This is a genomic window from Acidobacteriota bacterium, assembly GCA_018001935.1.
Classification (GTDB): Bacteria; Acidobacteriota; JAAYUB01; order JAAYUB01; family JAAYUB01; genus JAGNHB01.
In genome coordinates this window covers 1-18,438 of the sequence record JAGNHB010000040.1, presented here as the reverse complement: position 1 = coordinate 18,438, position 18,438 = coordinate 1, and the positions used below count along the sequence as shown (strand labels likewise).

Genomic DNA, 18,438 nt, shown 5'->3' with positions numbered 1-18,438 from the left:
GACGGTGTAGTACTTCCAGGCGCCGGTGGAGGCCGAGATGTTGCTCTCGGTGAAGCCGCCGCCGGGGTTGGAGCCGCCCGTGTCGTAGTTGACGCTCAGGGAGGCGCTGGCGAAGGCGGAGTAGGCGTAGAGCCCGATGTAGTAGCGGCCGGCGGTCGGGGCGGCCACGGTGCAGCTCTCGGCGTTGCCGCTCTGGTAGGGCCGGCAGTCGTAGCTGGAGCTGGTGGGCTGGGCGTTGTACTTCGTGTACAGGTCGAGGTCGCCGGTGCCGCCGGTGGTGGCGATCACCAGGTTGGTGGCGCCGCTGGGCACGTCGACGTAGTAGTACTTCCACGCGCCCTGGCTGCCGCTGAGGCCGGTCAGGGTCTGGCCGTCGGAGATGGGCGTCGGGCCGCCCGTGGTGGACACGGTGACCGAGGACGAGGTGGAGCCGGTGGCGCCCTTGTTGTCGGTGACGGTCAGGCTGATGGTGTAGGTGCCGGCGGCCGCGTAGGTGTGGCTCGGGTTGGCCGTGGTGGCGGTCCCGCCGTCGCCGAAGTTCCAGCTGCGGCTGGCGATGGTGCCGTCGCTGTCGGTGCTGGTGTCGGTGCAGGTCACCACCAGGTTGCTGACGGTCTTCGTGAAGGAGGCCGTGGGCGGCTGGTTGACCGTGGTGGAGTAGCTGGCCGTCAGGCTGACGCCGGAGTAGGCGGCGTAAGCGTAGAGGCCGATGTAGTAGTAGCCGGCGCTGGGCGTGGCCACCGTGCAGGACTCGGTGTTGCCGGACTTGTAGGGGCGGCAGTCGTAGGCGCTGGTGGTGGGCTCGGCGTTGTACTTGGTGTAGAGGTCCGCGTCCCCGGTGCCGCCGCTGATGGAGATGACGAGGTTGGAGGCGCCGGAGGGGACGTTGATGCGGTACTTCAGCCAGGTGCTCTTGGCGGCGGACAGGCTCGAAATCGTCTGCCCGTTGGTGATCTCGGTGATGCCCGTGCTCACCGTGACGCTCTTGGTCACGGCGTTGGTGGCCCCGTCGTCGTCGGTCACGGTCAGCTGCACGCTGTAGGTGCCGGCGCTGGCGTAGGTGTGGCTCGGGTTGGCGGTGGTGGACGTGGACCCGTCGCCGAAGTTCCAGGCACGGCTGGCAATGGTGCCGTCGCTGTCGGTGCTGGAGTCGGTGAAGGTCACCGCCAACTGGCTGGCGCTGAAGGTGAAGTTGGCCGTGGGCGGGTTGTTCGCGGCGGAACTCACCGTGACGCTCTTGGTCACGGCGTTGGTGGCCCCGTCGTCGTCGGTCACGGTCAGCTGCACGCTGTAGGTGCCGGCGCTGGCGTAGGTGTGGCTCGGGTTGGCCGCGGTGGAGGTGCCGCCGTCGCCGAAGTTCCAGGCGCGGCTGGCGATCGTGCCGTCGCTGTCGGTGCTGGAGTCGGTGAAGTTCACGGCCAGGTTGCTGGCGCTGAAGGTGAAGTTGGCCGTGGGCGGGTTGTTGGTGCCGCCGCCGCCGACCGTCACGGTCTGGTAGATGGTGGTGAGGTTGAGGCCGGTGACCACCAGGGTGACGCTGCCGGAGGTGAAGGCGTGGCTGAGGGTGACGTTGCCGTTGGCGTCGGTGGTGCCGGTGACCATGGCGGTCCCCTGGCTCAGGGTCACCCGGGCGCCCGCCACGGCCGCGCCGCCGGCGGTGACCTTGGTGGTGAAGGCAACGCCGCTCTGCACGGTGGTGTTGCTCACGGCAATGGTGGTCGGGTTGGCGGTGCGCACCTGCACGCTGGCGTCACCGAAGATGGTCCAGGTCTTGAGGGTGTCCAGGTCGTCGCTTCCGGCGCTCTCGGCGTAGGCCAGGACCATGCCGTTGAACACGGTGCTGCCGAACGTGGTCTTGCCGTAGGTGGTGGAAGTGCCGTCGCCGGGGCCCGCGGCGTAGTCGTACCCGCCGGTGAGCAGGTCGTTCATGTAGTCCTGGCCCCGCATGGGCGGCGTCCAGGGCAGGTTGATGGTGGCCATGAGGACCGCCACCGCGCCGCCGCCGCTCTTGCGCAACCAGCTTTCGGCGAAGCACTCGGTGGTCTTGTGGAAGGTGCCGTTGACGCAGGCCACCGAGTAGATCACCGGCAGCATGTCGCCGTTGGTCAGGGAGGCGACGTTGGAGGTGCTGAAGCCGGAGGTTACCCAGTAGGTGTCGGAGCCGTGGCCGCAGTAGTTGATCACGCTCAGACCGGCATTGACGGCCGTCGCGATGGAACTGGCGGTGGGGCTGCCGTAGGCCTCGGTCACGGCGGTGTAGGTGTAGGGCAGGAGCTTGTTTTCCTTGATGACGTCGATGTGGTCGTAGTCGATCTCGCCGTCGTCACCGGCACCCGCGCCCTCGCTGCTGCCGATGCCCAGGCCCTTGGTGTACCAGGTGCCGCTGGGGCTCTTCTCGTACTTGATGGCCTTGTTGATCATGGTGGTCACTTCGGTGGCGCTGGCGGCGGGGAAGCGGCCGATGATCAGGTCGGGGAAGTTGTCCGAGCCGGCCACGCAGCCCAGCATGGGGTCGGTGGGGGCGCTGCTGCTGGTCCCGAGGTCGGACTTGATGTCCGCCCAGTCGCCCACCAGCTGAACGTACAGCAGGTTGGGGTTGGCGGTGTAGGCGCTCTGGATGTTGGTCTTGACGTTGGTCCCGGTGGCCACCTGCAGGGTGGAGACCTTGAAGCCCTTCTCCCGCTTCCAGGTGATGTAGGGCTGGATGGCGGTGGCGTCGCGGCTGGTGTAGATGACCAGCATCTCGCCGTTTTCGCCCAGTTCGTGGTTGAAGAGCTGGCCGTTCCCGGCGACGTAGTCGGCCTGGGGGTTGTAGTTGATGAACAGGGCGCTGTAAACGCTGTCCATCTCCTTCGTCACGCCCTGGCGCTGGACGATGACGGGGTTGATGCTCTCCTGGGCGGTGTCGGGCACCAGGGCCAGGCGGAGGGTGCGGTGCACCTTCAGCAACCCCTCCCGGGGCATGTACTGCATCGGGCAGACGAAGACGGTCAAGCCGCGGATGTCGCGGTAGATGTAGGGTTCACTGACTTTTTGGGCCTTTTGGGGGTAGATCGGCAGCGACCAGGTCTGCGGGTCGATCCAGTAGGGGATCTCGCCGGGGTTCTGGTTGCGGTAGATCACGCCCTTGGAGGGGAGCAGGGGGTAGTGCAGCTGGACGTATTCGAACTGGTCGTCCAGCACCTGCACCTTGAAGTTCCCCTGGGCCGGCAGCTGCACCGAGGCGCTGAGGACCGGCAGTTCGGCGAAGCCCTTCTCCCGGGTCCAGACGTTGCCGTTGAAGGCGATCTTCGAGAAAGTCTGGCCGTCCGCCTGGTAGGGTTCCACGGCGTAATCCGCCAGGTTGAAGGTCAACACGAGGTTGCCCTGGTCCTGGCAGGTCACGCTGTAACCCTTGTAGGACAAACCCAGGCCGGTGGCCAGCAGCAGCAACAGAAAAACACACGCAAAACGGTTCACACTCATCCCAACCTCCCTTTAATGGTGACGATACATTGATCCCAGAATGAATTCCGTGACGTTATCCCCTAATGACGCAACACATGCTTTTGCATTTGAATAAAGACGAAGGACCGGAAATTGATCTTTCACTGATCCGTAAATTTGGCACGAACTTAACAGGGCAGCCGGTAAAAGTCAAGCAAAAAACCACGAAAAATCGCCCTTCTCGGAGAAAAAATCCAAGTGTGGACAACCGCGGCTTTTGGGTGTGAAGAAGCCCGCCTCACCCCGACGAGGACCGGCGGGTGAGACGGTGTTGACCCGTGGCAGAATGGACAGTGACCGGAAACTGGAACTGGACACCCACCCTCCGGAGGGTGCCTCGACCGCGGTGAACGAGGGGCCCCGTTCATCAGGGTCATTCCTATCCCGAAGGGATTGAAGAAATTAGTCGGCGGGTACTGCCCCGGAGGGGGTGTTCCCGCCGGAAAAGGCGGCCGCAAGGAGGACCGGCGCCCCGGAGGCGGCGCCGGAAACGCGCGGGCCGCCGGGTCGCGGAAGCCCCGTCCGCCGGGGAAGGTTTTCCGGCGCCCCGCCGGGGCGCGCGAAAACCCACCCCGCCCCGTCATCCGGCGGGAGCACCCCCTGCCGGGGGAGCACCCGCCGGCTAAGCTCTTTCGTCCCCCCGGGACGAGACAAGAGTATGGCGGGGTCTTCCGGGAAATTGGGCTCCTGTCTCTCAGGGACGGACACAAGGCCGCGATGTCGCCGGTTTCGGGTCATCGTGTGAATCCGGGCACCCCGGAGGCGGGGCGACCCGTTGAAAGCAAGCTTTCGCGCCGCCTGGCCGCACCCCTGGCGCCCGGCTTTCTTTGCGCGCTTGGCGCCTTGGCGAGATCATAATCAATCCCCGCCCTTCGAACCGGAGGGGCTGGGATGAGACGGCGCCGGGGCGAGCGACCCTTTCAGCAAAACATTGAAATCCAACGGTATTGGTTGGGACGTCAATGCGTTTCCCACGAGAAGGACCCCCTGATTCGCCCATCGCCGCTGCAGCACCACCTGCATCCGCATCGTGTGGTCGAATTCCAGGTTGCTGGACCACAGGTCCAGAACCACCCTGGCCCACAATGGTGCGGAGGACACACCAGCGGCCCTCCCCCCGAGGTCAACAGGAAGATAATTCTTGTGAACGCGGAATAAACAGGTTTCCTGAAAACGGAATGATTCCCCCGGGTTGAGGATCCGCGTCAAATCGCCGGGCGCCGCGGGCTGGTCGAGCCGGCAGCGCAGATGGCTCCAGGCGGGAGTCCGTTCGTCTTCCGGCCATGTGAAAAGATAGTCCGGTGCATCCAGATAATTGCCTTCCAGCGCCTTCTCCCGCGTCGAAGCCAGGTGGATCCCCGCGATCCAGAAGCGAAAGGTCCTTTCCGTACCTTCGTACGGCTGCTCGGCGTCGATCGCGATCAGCGGGGTGGACGTCTCGTTGGTCATCTCGAACTCGAACTCGATATCGAAGTCGAGGTGGTCCGTGTCGGTGTCCCGGGGATGTTTCGGACGCACGGCAGCGGACAGGGCGGTACCGCGCAAGGTGACGCAAAGTCCTCCGATCAGGCCGCATTCCTCCCAACCCCGGGGAACGGTGCTCAGCGGCGTGCAGCACCCCGTGCCGAACCGGAACAGATTCCCCCGATACATCAGCGGCCAGACTTTCCCCTCCGCGGTTTCGACCGACAGGAACTCGCAGTCGAGGTCGGGGATGCGCTCGACCTTCTCCCCCCGGATGCGGTAGGCGCCGTTGAGGGTGGCGCACCAGAGGTCCTCCCCGACCAGGACGGCGTCCAGGATCCGGGTGTCCTCCAGGTATCGCCGGGTCACGGTTTCCCCGATGCCGTAGATCCCTTCCTCTTTGCAGACCCACAAAACCTTCCGGCCTGGAAGGATCACGATGTCTGGGACGCCGTCCAGGAAATCCACGTCCTCTTTGCGGGTGGTTTTCCCAATCCGGAGGATGCAATCGTCCTCGGCCGAGAGCACGATCAGTGTGTTGCCGACGTAACGGGCGGTCCCCCCCCAGGTGCAGTCCACATCCTCCCGACGCACAATTTCATCCTTCCGGACCCGGTACAGCTTTTCCCCGAGGAGCCACGCGCCGCCTTTCGCCGGCAGGACGTCGAGGATGCCCGCGGACGCGGAATCGGTCTCGGGATCGTCCTCGAGCGCGAGAACCTGGCGGAAATCGTTTCCGCGGAGGCGCCAGGCCCCGTCGCGCGTGCCGAACCAGAGGTCCCGGCCCGCCTTCACGATGGTGCGGATTTTCTTCCCGGCCAGCACCGTCCGGACCACCTCCCCGCGGCGGGTCTCCACGGCCCCGTCGGGAGTTGCAACCCAGACGGAGCCGTCAATGGGGAAGAGGCTCGCTTTCCGGGTATTGGTGGACAGGACGGGCCGGACCTCCTTTCCATCGAAGCGGAAAAGCCCGGTGAAGGTCTCGATCCAGGTAACACTTCCGAGGTCCCGGATGTTGCTGACAAACGCTTCTCTCGGGAGGATGTTCCGCACCTGGTCTCCTTCCACCAGCCAGGTGCCGGTTTCCGTGCTCACCCAGGCCCGCCCGGCCGCCTCGTGGACGCCGAACGCGCGCAGGTCCTCGTCCGGGAACCGGCGGAGGGTCTCCCCCTCCAGGCGGCAGGCGCCGCGGGTGGTGACCAACCAGACGGACCCTGCCGCCTTCCAGAGGGACCAGACGGTCTGCCCGGCGGTTCCCGGGACGCGGTGCAGGCCGTCCCGTTCCACCCGCCAGGCGCCGTCCGAGGTGGCCAGCCAGGCGCGGCCGTCCAGTTCCCTCACGCCCAGGACCGTCACCTCCGGGGGGAGGGTCTTGCGCATTTCCCCCCCGTCAGCGGCCGGCGTTGCGGCGACCAGCACCGACTGGAAAAGCAGGAAGGCCATCCAGAGTCTATTCAAAGCAACCTCCGACAGGAACGTTTGCGAATCCTGCTTTGAATTCTATTACAAATCGAACCCCGAACCACACGAACGCATCATTCGGAATTCAGAAAACAGAACCCATAAGGCAGGAGAATGGGACAGCTGTCAGAAGGCCGTCGTCGGGAGACAGGAGAACGGAAATGGCGCTCGGCCTGTTGACCGTGATCGGAGACGCTCCTTCCCTGTGCCTCCGTGCCTTGGCGAGACCAGAATCCGGATCGTCTCCCGCCAAGGCGCCAGGCTCGCAAAGAAAGACCGCTATAAAGCTTGCTTGTGCCGCATACCCCGCCAGCGTGGCCTGCCGCGTCGGCTTAGCCTTTTCCTTCGGTCCCTTCGCGCCTCGGTTTCATCACGGCGCCCACCGCGGCCCGTCATCTCCGGGGCCGGCCTTCCGGTCCAGGGAGCAGCGGCCCGGAACAATCCGCCTTCCCCGCACCCTTTCAGGGTGCATTTTTCCCCCCGCGGCCGCGTTCCGGGGACGAGCCGTCGCCTCGCCGGAGCAAACCCGCCTCGAAGGCGGCGGGAGCAAACCGTTCTTCCCCATTGTGATGCGTTCGCAAAAAGTTCATTTCTCTCACGGGGGCACGGAGAAACGCAAATCGTATTTAACAGAATCAACAGCCCTTATGATTCTTCTCCGTGCCTCCGCGCCTCTGTGAGATCACAACCAGGACTGCTTGCGAGGGCATCAATGGTTGTTCATTTGCCTCTGGAGGCGCTCAAGCCTACAGCCTTTCCCCTCACGGCCGCCCTTTCGGCAGGTCCAGGCGGATCTCGAGGCGCCTGCCGGTGACGGCGGCCCGGCCGCGGAGGCCGAGGCTGTCGACGAAGGAAAGGGTGCCCGCGGGCGAGGGTTCCGCCTTGAGGGTCTCGTCCAGCCCGGCCCGCAGGTTCTCCAGCGCCTGGCGGGCCTGCGCGGCGGCGGGGTAGACCACGGCCAGCCGGCGGCGGTTCTTCCCGTCGGCCTCGCGGTAGACGGCGGCGGCGCCCGTGGCCCGCCCTTTCAGCTGGAGGACGTCCCCCGTCCCCAGGGTGTAGAAGAGGTCCAGGGACAGGGCGCCCCGCAGGAGGCGGAGGCTCCCGGGGACCCGGTCTTTTTCGGGCAGGATCTTCTCGGCCGGGACCGGCACGCCCCGGGGGAGCTTCGCGGCGATCCGCCGGGCGAGGTCGGCCATGACGGGAAGGTTCCCGGGGCTGCCGCCGCCGTTGATCAGGTTGACGAAGTAGGCCCCCCGGACGAACATCAACTGGAAGCGGCCGCCCGCGTGACGCTCGGGCAGCCCCTCGACGCGCTCCTCCTTCCCGCACTTCGCGAGATAGATCGCCAGGGCCGCCGCGGGCTCCGTCATCCGGTAGAGCTCGACCCCCAGTTCGGCCTCGCCTTTCGTGTACTCCCGGACCACCAGCCGGTCGAAACCGCACTCCAGGAAGAGTTCCGCCCCGCCGTTCATGTAGCCGTAGAGTTCGCTCCCCCGGTAGACCCGGTCGATCCCGGTGAGACCCCAGCCCCCCAGGTCGGACGGCGCGGGGAGGAGCCGGACCATCGCGTCCGCAACCGGTGGGGCCTTCTCGGCGACCGGGCCCGGAGGGGCGGGCGCCGCCGGCCCTCCCGCCGACAGCAGGACCGAGACCCCACAGAGCAACGTGATCCGGAGGGGGGAAAGACGGTGTTTCGGGTTCATGGGTTTATCCTCATCGGGCAGACTTCGGACGGACGGGCTCCGTGCACTTCCGTCTCCTTGCAGCCCAAGGGGCATTCTAGCGGGACGGCGCCCCGGGCGCAAGCGCGGCGAGCCCTCTCTCGAAAAAGATGCGCCGGCGGGCGGGTTCTGGTATAATCCGCCTTTGTGCCACACTTCCGCCGGGGGTTTGCATGAGAAAGATCATCCGCCGTTTCCGGGTCGTCCCCAACCTCCCGTTCCGGCTGAACGCGCTCAAGAAGATCGGTTACAACGTCTGGTTCAGCTGGAACCAGGACGCCGTGCTCCTCTTTCACCGGATCGACCCCGAACTCTGGGAGACGTGCTCGCACAATCCCGTTCTTTTCCTGGGATTGTTGAGCCAGGACAAGATCAACGAAATCCTGACGGACGAGGGTTTCCTCTCGCAGATGGACCGGATGGAGGAGATCTTCAACCGCTACATGGACGTCAGCCAGAAGTACGACTACAACCTGGAGCGGCCCACCGACTTCCAGATCGCCTACTTCTCGGCCGAGTACGGCCTGACGGAGAGCCTGGTGCTCTACTCCGGCGGCCTGGGGATCCTCTCGGGCGACCACCTCAAGTCCGCCAGCGACCTCTGCCTCCCCCTCAAGGCCGTCGGGCTCCTCTACCAGAAGGGCTACTTCCAGCAGTACCTCAACAACGACGGCTGGCAGCAGGAGTACTACCCCGCCAACGACTTCTACAACATGCCCGTCCTGCCCGTGCGCAACGAACGGAACGAGGACGTCTGCATCACGGTGGAGATGGCCGGGACCCCGGTCCGCGCCAAGGTCTGGAAGGTCCAGGTGGGGCGCATCCCGCTGTACCTCCTCGACACCAACATCCCCGAAAACCCGCCCGACGTCCGTGACATCACGGCCGAACTCTACGGCGGCGACCTGGAGATGCGCATCCGCCAGGAGATCCTCCTGGGGATCGGCGGCGTCCGGGCGCTTCGGGAACTCGGCATTCACCCGTCGGTCTACCACATGAACGAGGGGCACTCGGCCTTCGCGAGCCTGGAGCGCATCCGGCTCCTCATGGAGGAGCACGGGATCTCCTTCGACGCCGCCCGCGAGGCGGTGTTCGCCAGCAACACCTTCACCACCCACACGCCGGTCCCGGCCGGGAACGACATGTTCCCCCGCTACCTCATGGAGAAGTACTTCACCACCTACGCCCGGCAGTTGGGGATCAGCTTCCAGGAACTCTACAACCTGGGCAGCCTCACGGGCGCCGACGGGACCGAGTCGTTCTACATGCCCGTGCTGGCCCTGCAGCTCTCCGCCCACAACAACGGCGTCAGCCGTCTGCACGGCTCCGTCTCCCGGAAGATGTGGAGCAGCGTGTGGCCGGTGCTCCCCGACCCGGACATCCCCGTCACCCACATCACCAACGGGGTCCACATCCCGAGCTGGATCTCCAACGAGATGGCCACGCTCTACCAGCGCTACCTCGGTCCCAACTGGGCGGTGGACCCCGACCTCCAGCGCGTCTGGGAGCGGGTGGAGCGCATCCCCGACTCGGAGCTCTGGCGCACCCACGAACGGCGCCGCGAGCGCCTGGTGGCCTTCGCCCGCCGGCGGCTCAAACAGCAGCTGACCCGCCGCGGCGCGGCCAAGAAGGAGATCGCGCTCTCCAACGAGGTCCTCAACCCCGAAGCCCTCACCATCGGCTTCGCCCGGCGCTTCGCCACCTACAAGCGGGGCAACCTCATCTTCCGGAACCCCGACCGGCTGTCCGCCATCCTCAACGACCCCGCCCGCCCCGTCCAGATCATCATCGCCGGGAAGGCGCACCCCAAGGACACGCCCGGGAAGGAGATCATCCGCCAGATCATCCACCTGATCAAGCGGGAGGACTTCCGCCACCGCGTGGTGTTCATGGAAGACTACGACATGAACGTGGCCCGCTACCTGGTGCAGGGCGTGGACATCTGGCTCAACAACCCCCGGCGGCCCATGGAGGCGTGCGGGACCAGCGGCATGAAGGTGACGCCCAACGGCGGCCTGAACATGAGCATCCTGGACGGCTGGTGGGACGAGGGTTACAACGGCGAGAACGGCTGGGCCATCGGCCACGGCGAGGAGTACGTGGACACCGAGTACCAGGACGAGGTGGAGAGCGAGTCCATCTACACCCTCCTCGAGCGGGAAATCGTCCCGCTGTTCTACGAGCGGGGCATGGACAACCTCCCCCGCGGGTGGATCCGGCTGATGAAGACCGCCATGAAGAACCTCATCCCGCAGTTCAACACCCACCGGATGGTGGAGGAGTACGTGGAGAAGTTCTACGTGGAGGCCGCCCTCCAGTGGCAGATCCTCTCGTCGGAGGGGTGCGCCCGGTCCCGCGAACTTGCCCAGTGGAAGCGGAAGGTCCGGGAACAGTGGAACAAGATCCGCATCCTGGACGTGTCCTACAACCGGAACGGGGATTACCCCATCGGGTCCACCATCCGCGTCACCGTGGAACTCGATCTCGGCGGCCTGTCGCCGGACGACGTGGAAGTGGACGTCTACTACGGCCCCACCGACACGAACGACGAGTTCATCGAGCGCGAGGTGGAACCCCTCCTTTTCATGGGGGACTCCCCCGCGGGGGTTCACCGGTTCTCCGGCGAGATCCGCTGCATCAAGACCGGCAAGTTCGGCTTCGCCATCCGGGTGCTGCCCTTCCACAGCCTGCTGGTCTCCCAGCTCGCCATGAACCTCACCCACTGGGGCTGAGGGACCTCCCCCCGCCCGGGGAGCGGCCCCGGCCGGTGGGTTTTGCAAAGGAGTCGTGTTGAAACAGCGTGTCGTCCGGTGGCTGTGGTGCCTCGCCGTCGTCCCCCTTCTGGGGGGGGGCGGCGGTCACGCCCAGGTCCCCGAGAAGAAGACCCTCTTCACCCGTTACGACATCTTCGTCGAATACCACCGGTCCGGGCGGTACGAGAGCGACGTCCGCAAGGTGTTCGGCCAGGCGGCGGAGTACCTGAGAAACCGGACCGCCGAGCTCAAGGACGCCCCACGGGACGAGGGGACGCCCGAAGAGGAAGAGAAGGACACCCCCGACCGGAAGGACGCGGGCAATCGGCAAAACGAGGCGCCCGCGGACGGGGGTCCGGACGGGGACAAGGGGAAGAAGGAGAAGGACCGGGACGCCCGGGCGGGCGACGGGGCGGGGGCACGGTCATCGGATGGCGACGGCGACGGGGACCGCCCGGAGGGAAAAGGCGACAAGGCCCACCGGGATCGGAAGCCGAAGCTGGCGGTCATCCTGTCGGTGGACGAAACCTGCCTTTCGAACTGGAACGAAATGCTCCGGTGCCGTTTCGAGAGGGTCCCCTCGCACCTGAGGGCCTGGGCGAAGGAGCGAAGGGCCACGGCGATCCCGGCCGCCCTGGACTTCTTTCGCGAGGCCCGCGCCCGCAAGGTGGCGATCTTCCTGGTCACCCGGCGGCCGAAGTCCCTGAAGAAGGACACGGAAGAAAACCTGGAATCCCAGGGTTTCGACCACTGGAAAGACCTGGTCCTCCTCCCGGACGACTACGCGGAGCCCTCGACGGCCCCGTTCAAGACGGCTGCCCGGAAGGAAATCGAAATGAAGGGTTACGTCATCATCGCCAACATCGGCGATCACGACAGCGATTTGACGGGGGGCTACGCCGAGAGGACCTTCAAGCTGCCGAACCCGTTCTACAAGATCCCCTGAGTCAGGCCACCGCGACGGCGGCCTTGCGGCGCTTCCGCCCGTTCCGCTTCTCCAGCCCGAACTTCATGAACTTGTAATTGAAGACCCGATAGGTGGTCTTGAGGTCGCGGGCGGCCTTCAGCTTGATCCAGTTGTTCCGCTCCAGGGCTTCCAGGATCATGAGGCGCTCGATGGCGTCGATCTTCTCGCAGAAGGACAGGGTATCGTTGTCGACGATGGCATTGACTTGTTCTTTCATGGCTCTCTCTCCATCCGGATTTCCCCCACGGGGAAAAGAGGTATATTTACACGATGATTTGCCGTTTGTCAAATCTGAAATACGGATGGTATAATGTTTCCCATCGTGCGGGCCGCAGCCTTGCGCACGGAAACCGGAGCCCTTTGCCGATGCTATTTCCCGAACCCGAAAGACGCGAACGCTTCCCCGTCACCCGCGATTGGATCTATCTCAACCATGCCGCCGTGGGGCCCCTCCCCTCCCACGTCCTCGACGCCTCCCGTCACTACCTCGGGGAGGCCTCGACGAAGGGCGAGAAGCACTGGGAGCGGACCCAGCCCCTGGCGGAGTCCCTCCGCGGGGCCCTGGCCGGGCTCCTCGGCGTCGACCCCGAGGAGATCGCCTTCACCCGCAACACGTCCGAGGGGCTGTCCATCCTCGCCTTCGGCCTTGACTGGCGGGAGGGCGACAACGTGGTGATCCCCGACAGGGAGTTCCCCTCCAACGTCTACCCCTGGCTGGCCCTGGGGCGGCGCGGGGTCAAGACACGCCTCGTCCCGCTCACGGACGGCGGCTTCACCGTGGACGACGTGCTCCGCCACACCGACGGGCGCACCCGGGTGGTCTCGGTCAGCTCCGTCCAGTTCCACAACGGTTTCGTCGCGGACCTGGACGGCCTCGGCCGGGCCTGTCGCGAACGCGGCATCCTCTTCTGCGTGGACGCGATCCAGCAGCTGGGGGCCTTCCCGCTGGACGCCCGCCGGTCCGGTGTGGATTTCCTGGCGTGCGGCGCCCACAAGTGGCTGATGAGCGGCGAGGGGACCGGGTTCCTCTACTGCCGCCGTGACCTGGCGGAGCGCCTGTCGCCCGTGCTGGTGGGGTGGGCGGGCGTGAGGAACTGGGAGGATTTCCAGATCCACCCGCTCGCGTTCCGGGAGGGGGCCCTCCGCTTCGAAACCGGGAATTTCAGCGCCATCGGCGTGCACAACCTGCACGCCTCCCTCTCCTGGATGCAGGCCGTGGGGATGGACCGGATCGCCGCCGCCGTCAGGGCTGTCGCGGGGGAGGTCCTGCGCCGGGCCGTGGACCGGGGGTTCAGGATTCTGGGTCCGTCCGCGGAGGCCGTCAGCGGGATCGTGTCCTTCGCCCCGCCCGGCGCCGACCCGGAAACCCTTGCGGCGAAACTGGCGGAGCGGGGCGTCCAGGTGTCGAAACGCAACGGGGCCCTGCGGGTCTCCCCCCACTGCTACAACACCCGCGACGAGGTGGACGCGCTCTTTGACGCCCTCGACGACATCCTGCGCGGAGACTGAACACCGGGGGGCGCCCCCGCGGCGGGGCCGGCGATCCGCGCGGCGTCCACCGAACGAAACCAACCGAACTCACCGACCGAGGAGATAGGCATGAAGATCCTGACAGCTGAACAGATGCGAGAAGTCGACCGCAAGACCATGGAGGACATCGGCATCCCGGGGACCATCCTCATGGAGAACGCCGGCATCCACGTGGTGGAGATCATGGAGGAGCACTTCGAGCACTTCGGGTCCCTGAAGGTGGCCGTGGTTTGCGGCCGCGGCAACAACGGCGGCGACGGGTTCGTCATCGCGCGGCAGCTTTACATGCGCGGCATGATCCCCCACGTTTTCCTGACCTGCCCGTCCGAGGAACTCAAGGGCGACGCCCGGGCCAACTTCGAGATCCTGCAGCGCTACCGGGAGATCCCCGTCTACGAGATCCCCGACGAGGAGGCCCTCAACGCCCTGGACATCTCCCTCGACGCCTTCCACGTCATCGTGGACGCCATCCTCGGGACCGGGCTCCGGGAGCCCGTGGAGGGCTACCTCGGCACGGTGATCCAGGCCATCAACAGTTCCCCCGCCAACATCGTCGCGGTGGACATCCCCTCGGGCCTGTTCGCCGACGAGTACCGCCCCGTCGAGAACGCGGTTTTCGCCGACATCACCGTGACCTTCACGGCTCCCAAGCCGGGCCTGCTCCTCGGGGAGGCCTACTCCTACGTGGGGGACCTCTACACCGTCTCCATCGGCTCCCCGGACTTCCTGCTGGAGACGCCGGAGCACCGGTTGAACGTCATCACCCCGGAAGACTTCGAGATTCTCGTGATGCCGCGGAAGAAGGACACCCACAAGGGAAACTACGGTCACGTCCTCATCGCCGGGGGGAGCACCGGCAAGACGGGCGCCGTGCGGATGGCCGGCCTCGCGGCGCTCCGGACCGGTGCGGGACTGGTGACGGTGGCCGTCCCCGACGAGGTGGCGCTTTACGTCAACGCGGACTGCCCCGAACTCATGACCGAACGCACCGGTGCCGGGGGCTTCCGCGGCAAGGGCGCGTCCGACCGCCTCCTCGCCATGCTGGCCAACCGCGACATTCTCGCCCTCGGGCCCGGGCTGGGGACCGACGAGGCCACCACCGCCCTGGTCCTCGACCTGATCCCCCGCCTGGATGTGCCCGCCATCCTGGACGCCGACGCCCTCACCTGCCTGGCGAAGGACAAGTCGGTCCTGGAGAAGGCCCACGTTCCGCTGGTCCTGACGCCCCACCCCGGCGAGATGGCGAGGCTGCTGGGCTGCGCCACCGGCGACGTGCAGGAGGACCGGGAGGGCATCTCCACCGAGTTCGCCCGCAAGTACGGCGTCTACCTCGTCCTCAAGGGCTTCCGCACCCTCGTCGCCGAGCCCGACGGGCAGGTCTGGATCAACCTGACGGGGAACCCGGGCATGGCCACGGCCGGTTCGGGGGACGTGCTCTCCGGGATCCTCGGCGCCTTCTGCGCCCGGATCAACCACCGGAACGCCGAGGCCTGGGGCATGGCCTGCCGGGCGGGCGTCCACATCCACGGGCTGGCCGGCGACCTGGCGTCCAAGGAGGTCTCGGAAGAATCCCTCATCGCCGGGGACATCATCCGCTTTATCGGGGCGGCCATCCGGCAGGTCAAAGAGGAAGAGTGAGCGCTTGAGCACCGCCCCGGCCCCCGTCCCCCTCCGGATCGTCAGCGCGTCGGAGCGCGAGACCTTCGAGTCCGGGCAGCGGCTTGCCGCCGAGCTGGGCGCCGGGCAGGTCGTGCTCTTCCAGGGGGACCTGGGCACCGGGAAGACCGTCTTCATCCGCGGAATCTGCGCGGGGCTGGGTTGCGACCCGCGCGACGTCCGCAGCCCCTCCTTCACCCTGGTCAACGAGTACCGCGGCGCCTGCCGGGTCCTCCACGCGGACCTTTACCGGCTGGAGCACCCCGAGGAGATCGACGGCATCGGGATCGACGATCTCTGGGAATCCGGTGCGCTGGTCCTGGTGGAATGGGCGCAGCGGCTGCCTTTCGTCCCCCCGGGGGCCCGGGTGGTGACCCTCCGTCACCTCGGCGGCGACGAGCGGGAAATTTGCGTCGAGTCACCGGCCCCCTCCCCGGAGTAAGCCGGATTCGCGTTCATTCGCGTGATTCGCGGGTAAAATGCGGCTTTTTGCGGGGGCGTCAAAGAAGTCCTGGGTGAAAATCAGCCAGATCCGGCCCCTCTCGATCACTCGGCTGGGAAAGCGGATCGCCCGGATCACCCCCGAGGAACTCGACGCCGTTGTGGAAGGGCTCAACGAGATCGTCGGGAGTTGAGGGCAACACCCGGACGCCGGTTCCGTCAATGGGGCCACAGCGGGAATGCCGTGGAAAGGTGGATTCCCCCCCGACATCGCCACCTGTGTAGTACCGGCTTCAATGGGGCCACGGCGGGAATGCCGTGGAAAGCCGACGGAAGCGTCAACGGCGTGCCGTACTACACCAAGCTTCAATGGGGCCACGGCGGGAATGCCGTGGAAAGCGCTCGCGGTCGACGCCACGGCTATCCTGTTGGTCCAGCTTCAATGGGGCCACGGCGGGAATGCCGTGGAAAGCTCCCCGCCCCATGCCCCCCGGCGGGGCCGACCATGCTTCAATGGGGCCACGGCGGGAATGCCGTGGAAAGTTTCAAGTTGTGCCTGAACCACTACCCTCATTCCCCCGCTTCAATGGGGCCACGGCGGGAATGCCGTGGAAAGGAGCAAACTCGTCGCGACCGGCCTGAAACAGATCCCGCTTCAATGGGGCCACGGCGGGAATGCCGTGGAAAGACGGCGGGGCCGTCTACATTACCGGCGGCACGCACCAGCTTCAATGGGGCCACGGCGGGAATGCCGTGGAAAGTCGGCCCCCTGATACTGATACTTGTCGTCGTCCCGTTGCTTCAATGGGGCCACGGCGGGAATGCCGTGGAAAGGACGACACGACCCCGAAAAAACTCCTGGCCGACCTGTAGCTTCAATGGGGCCACGGCGGGAATGCCGTGGAAAGTACCAACACCGCTAGACGTTACATTTAACTGTCCAGTGCTTCAATGGGGCCACGGCGGGAATGCCGTGGAAAGCAAACCGCACAAAAAAGAAAGTGTAAATCTTGAAGGCTTCAATGGGGCCACGGCGGGAATGCCGTGGAAAGCTCAGGAAAACCTTGCAGGCCGAGATGGAAGTCCTGCTTCAATGGGGCCACGGCGGGAATGCCGTGGAAAGCTGGGAGCGGAAGGGCGACAAACGCCGGAAGACTGCGCTTCAATGGGGCCACGGCGGGAATGCCGTGGAAAGCTCATGACTTCCTCCTATAGGTTGGCAATGATGGCGTCGCTTCAATGGGGCCACGGCGGGAATGCCGTGGAAAGGATAATAATTGGAAACTTTGGGCAGGCTTTTATAACGCTTCAATGGGGCCACGGCGGGAATGCCGTGGAAAGTTAGCAGTCAGCTTCTTCCCATACCCCAGCTTCCCTTGCTTCAATGGGGCCACGGCGGGAATGCCGTGGAAAGTTCCGCTTGCCGTGCAGGTGGTCACGGCGGCGGCTCAGGCTTCAATGGGGCCACGGCGGGAATGCCGTGGAAAGCAACCGGCCCGCCCTCTTCACGGAGAAAAAGAGCCTCGCTTCAATGGGGCCACGGCGGGAATGCCGTGGAAAGCCCGGCGGGCAGGCACGCCCATCCCCCGACGATCTCGCTTCAATGGGGCCACGGCGGGAATGCCGTGGAAAGCATGAAATCTCTGGGCATGTTGCCTGCCACTGATGAAGCTTCAATGGGGCCACGGCGGGAATGCCGTGGAAAGTAAGATACTGATTAGCACCGTCTTATTAAGTCTAAAGTGCTTCAATGGGGCCACGGCGGGAATGCCGTGGAAAGTCTGGCCGTGGCCGAGGCAGCAGAGGTAGCAACCGACGCTTCAATGGGGCCACGGCGGGAATGCCGTGGAAAGCTCGAGCACGATGCAACAGCCCTGCTGCTGCTCCAGCTTCAATGGGGCCACGGCGGGAATGCCGTGGAAAGACGGGAGTCGCTGGCGAGGGAGTAGATCTTCGTGTAGCTTCAATGGGGCCACGGCGGGAATGCCGTGGAAAGGGCTCGATCCTTGCGTAAGCGGGCCAACGCAATCTGCTTCAATGGGGCCACGGCGGGAATGCCGTGGAAAGAAAGCGGCTTTGATCTTTTCGCGCGTCTCGGGCGTGCTTCAATGGGGCCACGGCGGGAATGCCGTGGAAAGCCGAGATAGACAAAACCTGGCTCAGCCACCATCTGATGCTTCAATGGGGCCACGGCGGGAATGCCGTGGAAAGTCCGCGATCAGCAGGTGGACGGGTGGGGCGTTTTCGTGCTTCAATGGGGCCACGGCGGGAATGCCGTGGAAAGTTGACAATAACCGATTGCACCGTGCCGACTTCCGTTGCTTCAATGGGGCCACGGCGGGAATGCCGTGGAAAGGACGCTGGATCTGTCGCGTGGAACCCCCCATAAAGCGCTTCAATGGGGCCACGGCGGGAATGCCGTGGAAAGCCGATCTGTTCCACGCAATCCTCACAGGCGCAGTAAGCTTCAATGGGGCCACGGCGGGAATGCCGTGGAAAGCTCGACGAACGCCGCGGCTCCTGGCTCATCACCACGCTTCAATGGGGCCACGGCGGGAATGCCGTGGAAAGACCGCCCTGGGCGCCCCGATGATCGACGCGACGGCGCTTCAATGGGGCCACGGCGGGAATGCCGTGGAAAGTCGTGTCCCAGCTCAAGCTGCAACGCGATAAAGCGGCGCTTCAATGGGGCCACGGCGGGAATGCCGTGGAAAGGGGACCAGCTCGATCTACGTCGGGGCGAAGACATTCTCGCTTCAATGGGGCCACGGCGGGAATGCCGTGGAAAGTCGTGGAGTGGGACAAGCGCGGCCGGCCGCGGACCCGCTTCAGTGGGGCCACGGCGGGAATGCCGTGGAAAGGTTCCTCCTGGTCGCCCAGGAGAAGGGCGCGCCCTAGCTTCAATGGGGCCACGGCGGGAATGCCGTGGAAAGTGGGAGGTGGGTGGGGGACCCTCCCG

General features: G+C 65.6%; 9 protein-coding genes, 4 pseudogenes and 1 CRISPR repeat array. Of the genes and pseudogenes, 6 read left to right on the top strand and 7 right to left on the bottom strand.

Annotation, left to right across the window (positions count from 1 at the left end; translation table 11 throughout):
• Positions 1 to 126: 126 nt before the first annotated feature.
• From KA419_14350 to KA419_14325, 6 genes and pseudogenes are all read right to left on the bottom strand, one after another.
• Positions 127 to 468 (bottom strand): annotated as a pseudogene (locus KA419_14350) (PPC domain-containing protein).
• Positions 469 to 654: 186 nt separating this feature from the next.
• A pseudogene (locus KA419_14345) lies at positions 655 to 1,287 on the bottom strand (pre-peptidase C-terminal domain-containing protein).
• Positions 1,267 to 1,824: pseudogene (locus tag KA419_14340) on the bottom strand (PKD domain-containing protein). The pseudogenes KA419_14345 and KA419_14340 overlap by 21 nt, the downstream one beginning before the upstream one ends.
• 984 nt (positions 1,825 to 2,808) lie before the next feature.
• Positions 2,809 to 3,465 (bottom strand): annotated as a pseudogene (locus KA419_14335) (hypothetical protein).
• Between the two features lie 879 nt (positions 3,466 to 4,344).
• A complete protein-coding gene (locus tag KA419_14330; protein ID MBP7867114.1) occupies positions 4,345 to 6,408 on the bottom strand; it encodes a hypothetical protein in 2,064 nt (687 codons plus the stop codon).
• Between the two features lie 764 nt (positions 6,409 to 7,172).
• On the bottom strand, positions 7,173 to 8,114 hold the full coding sequence (locus KA419_14325; GenBank protein ID MBP7867113.1) for a hypothetical protein: 942 nt from the start codon (positions 8,112 to 8,114) through the stop codon (positions 7,173 to 7,175).
• Between the two features lie 191 nt (positions 8,115 to 8,305).
• On the opposite strand from KA419_14325, the gene glgP reads away from it, so the two are divergent.
• Both glgP and KA419_14315 read left to right on the top strand, forming a co-directional pair.
• Complete coding sequence (gene glgP, locus KA419_14320) at positions 8,306 to 10,864, top strand: alpha-glucan family phosphorylase (protein MBP7867112.1); 2,559 nt, start codon at positions 8,306 to 8,308, stop codon at positions 10,862 to 10,864.
• 58 nt (positions 10,865 to 10,922) lie between these two features.
• Positions 10,923 to 11,831 carry a hypothetical protein gene (locus KA419_14315; GenBank protein ID MBP7867111.1) on the top strand — a complete coding sequence of 303 codons (909 nt, stop codon included), beginning with the start codon at positions 10,923 to 10,925 and terminating at the stop codon, positions 11,829 to 11,831.
• 1 nt (position 11,832) lies between these two features.
• On the opposite strand, the gene KA419_14310 is transcribed toward KA419_14315, so the two are convergent.
• Positions 11,833 to 12,069: a hypothetical protein gene (locus KA419_14310; protein MBP7867110.1), complete on the bottom strand. Its 237-nt coding sequence runs from the start codon at positions 12,067 to 12,069 to the stop codon at positions 11,833 to 11,835.
• Between the two features lie 149 nt (positions 12,070 to 12,218).
• On the opposite strand from KA419_14310, the gene KA419_14305 reads away from it, so the two are divergent.
• The 4 genes from KA419_14305 (at position 12,219) to KA419_14290 (ending at position 15,673) form a co-directional block, all read left to right on the top strand.
• Positions 12,219 to 13,361, top strand: a complete 1,143-nt coding sequence (locus KA419_14305) for an aminotransferase class V-fold PLP-dependent enzyme (GenBank protein MBP7867109.1) — start codon at positions 12,219 to 12,221, stop codon at positions 13,359 to 13,361.
• 90 nt (positions 13,362 to 13,451) lie between these two features.
• A complete protein-coding gene (locus KA419_14300) occupies positions 13,452 to 15,020 on the top strand; it encodes an NAD(P)H-hydrate dehydratase (GenBank protein ID MBP7867108.1) in 1,569 nt (522 codons plus the stop codon).
• A 4-nt stretch (positions 15,021 to 15,024) separates the two neighbouring features.
• Entirely contained in the window at positions 15,025 to 15,480 is a 456-nt protein-coding gene (gene tsaE / locus KA419_14295) for a tRNA (adenosine(37)-N6)-threonylcarbamoyltransferase complex ATPase subunit type 1 TsaE (protein MBP7867107.1), read from the top strand.
• Between the two features lie 37 nt (positions 15,481 to 15,517).
• Positions 15,518 to 15,673, top strand: coding sequence for a type II toxin-antitoxin system PemK/MazF family toxin (locus KA419_14290; protein MBP7867106.1), 156 nt, complete (start codon positions 15,518 to 15,520; stop codon positions 15,671 to 15,673).
• Positions 15,674 to 15,695: 22 nt separating this feature from the next.
• Positions 15,696 to 18,412: direct repeats of the CRISPR family, unit length 36 nt; unit sequence GCTTCAATGGGGCCACGGCGGGAATGCCGTGGAAAG.
• Positions 18,413 to 18,438 lie beyond the last annotated feature (26 nt).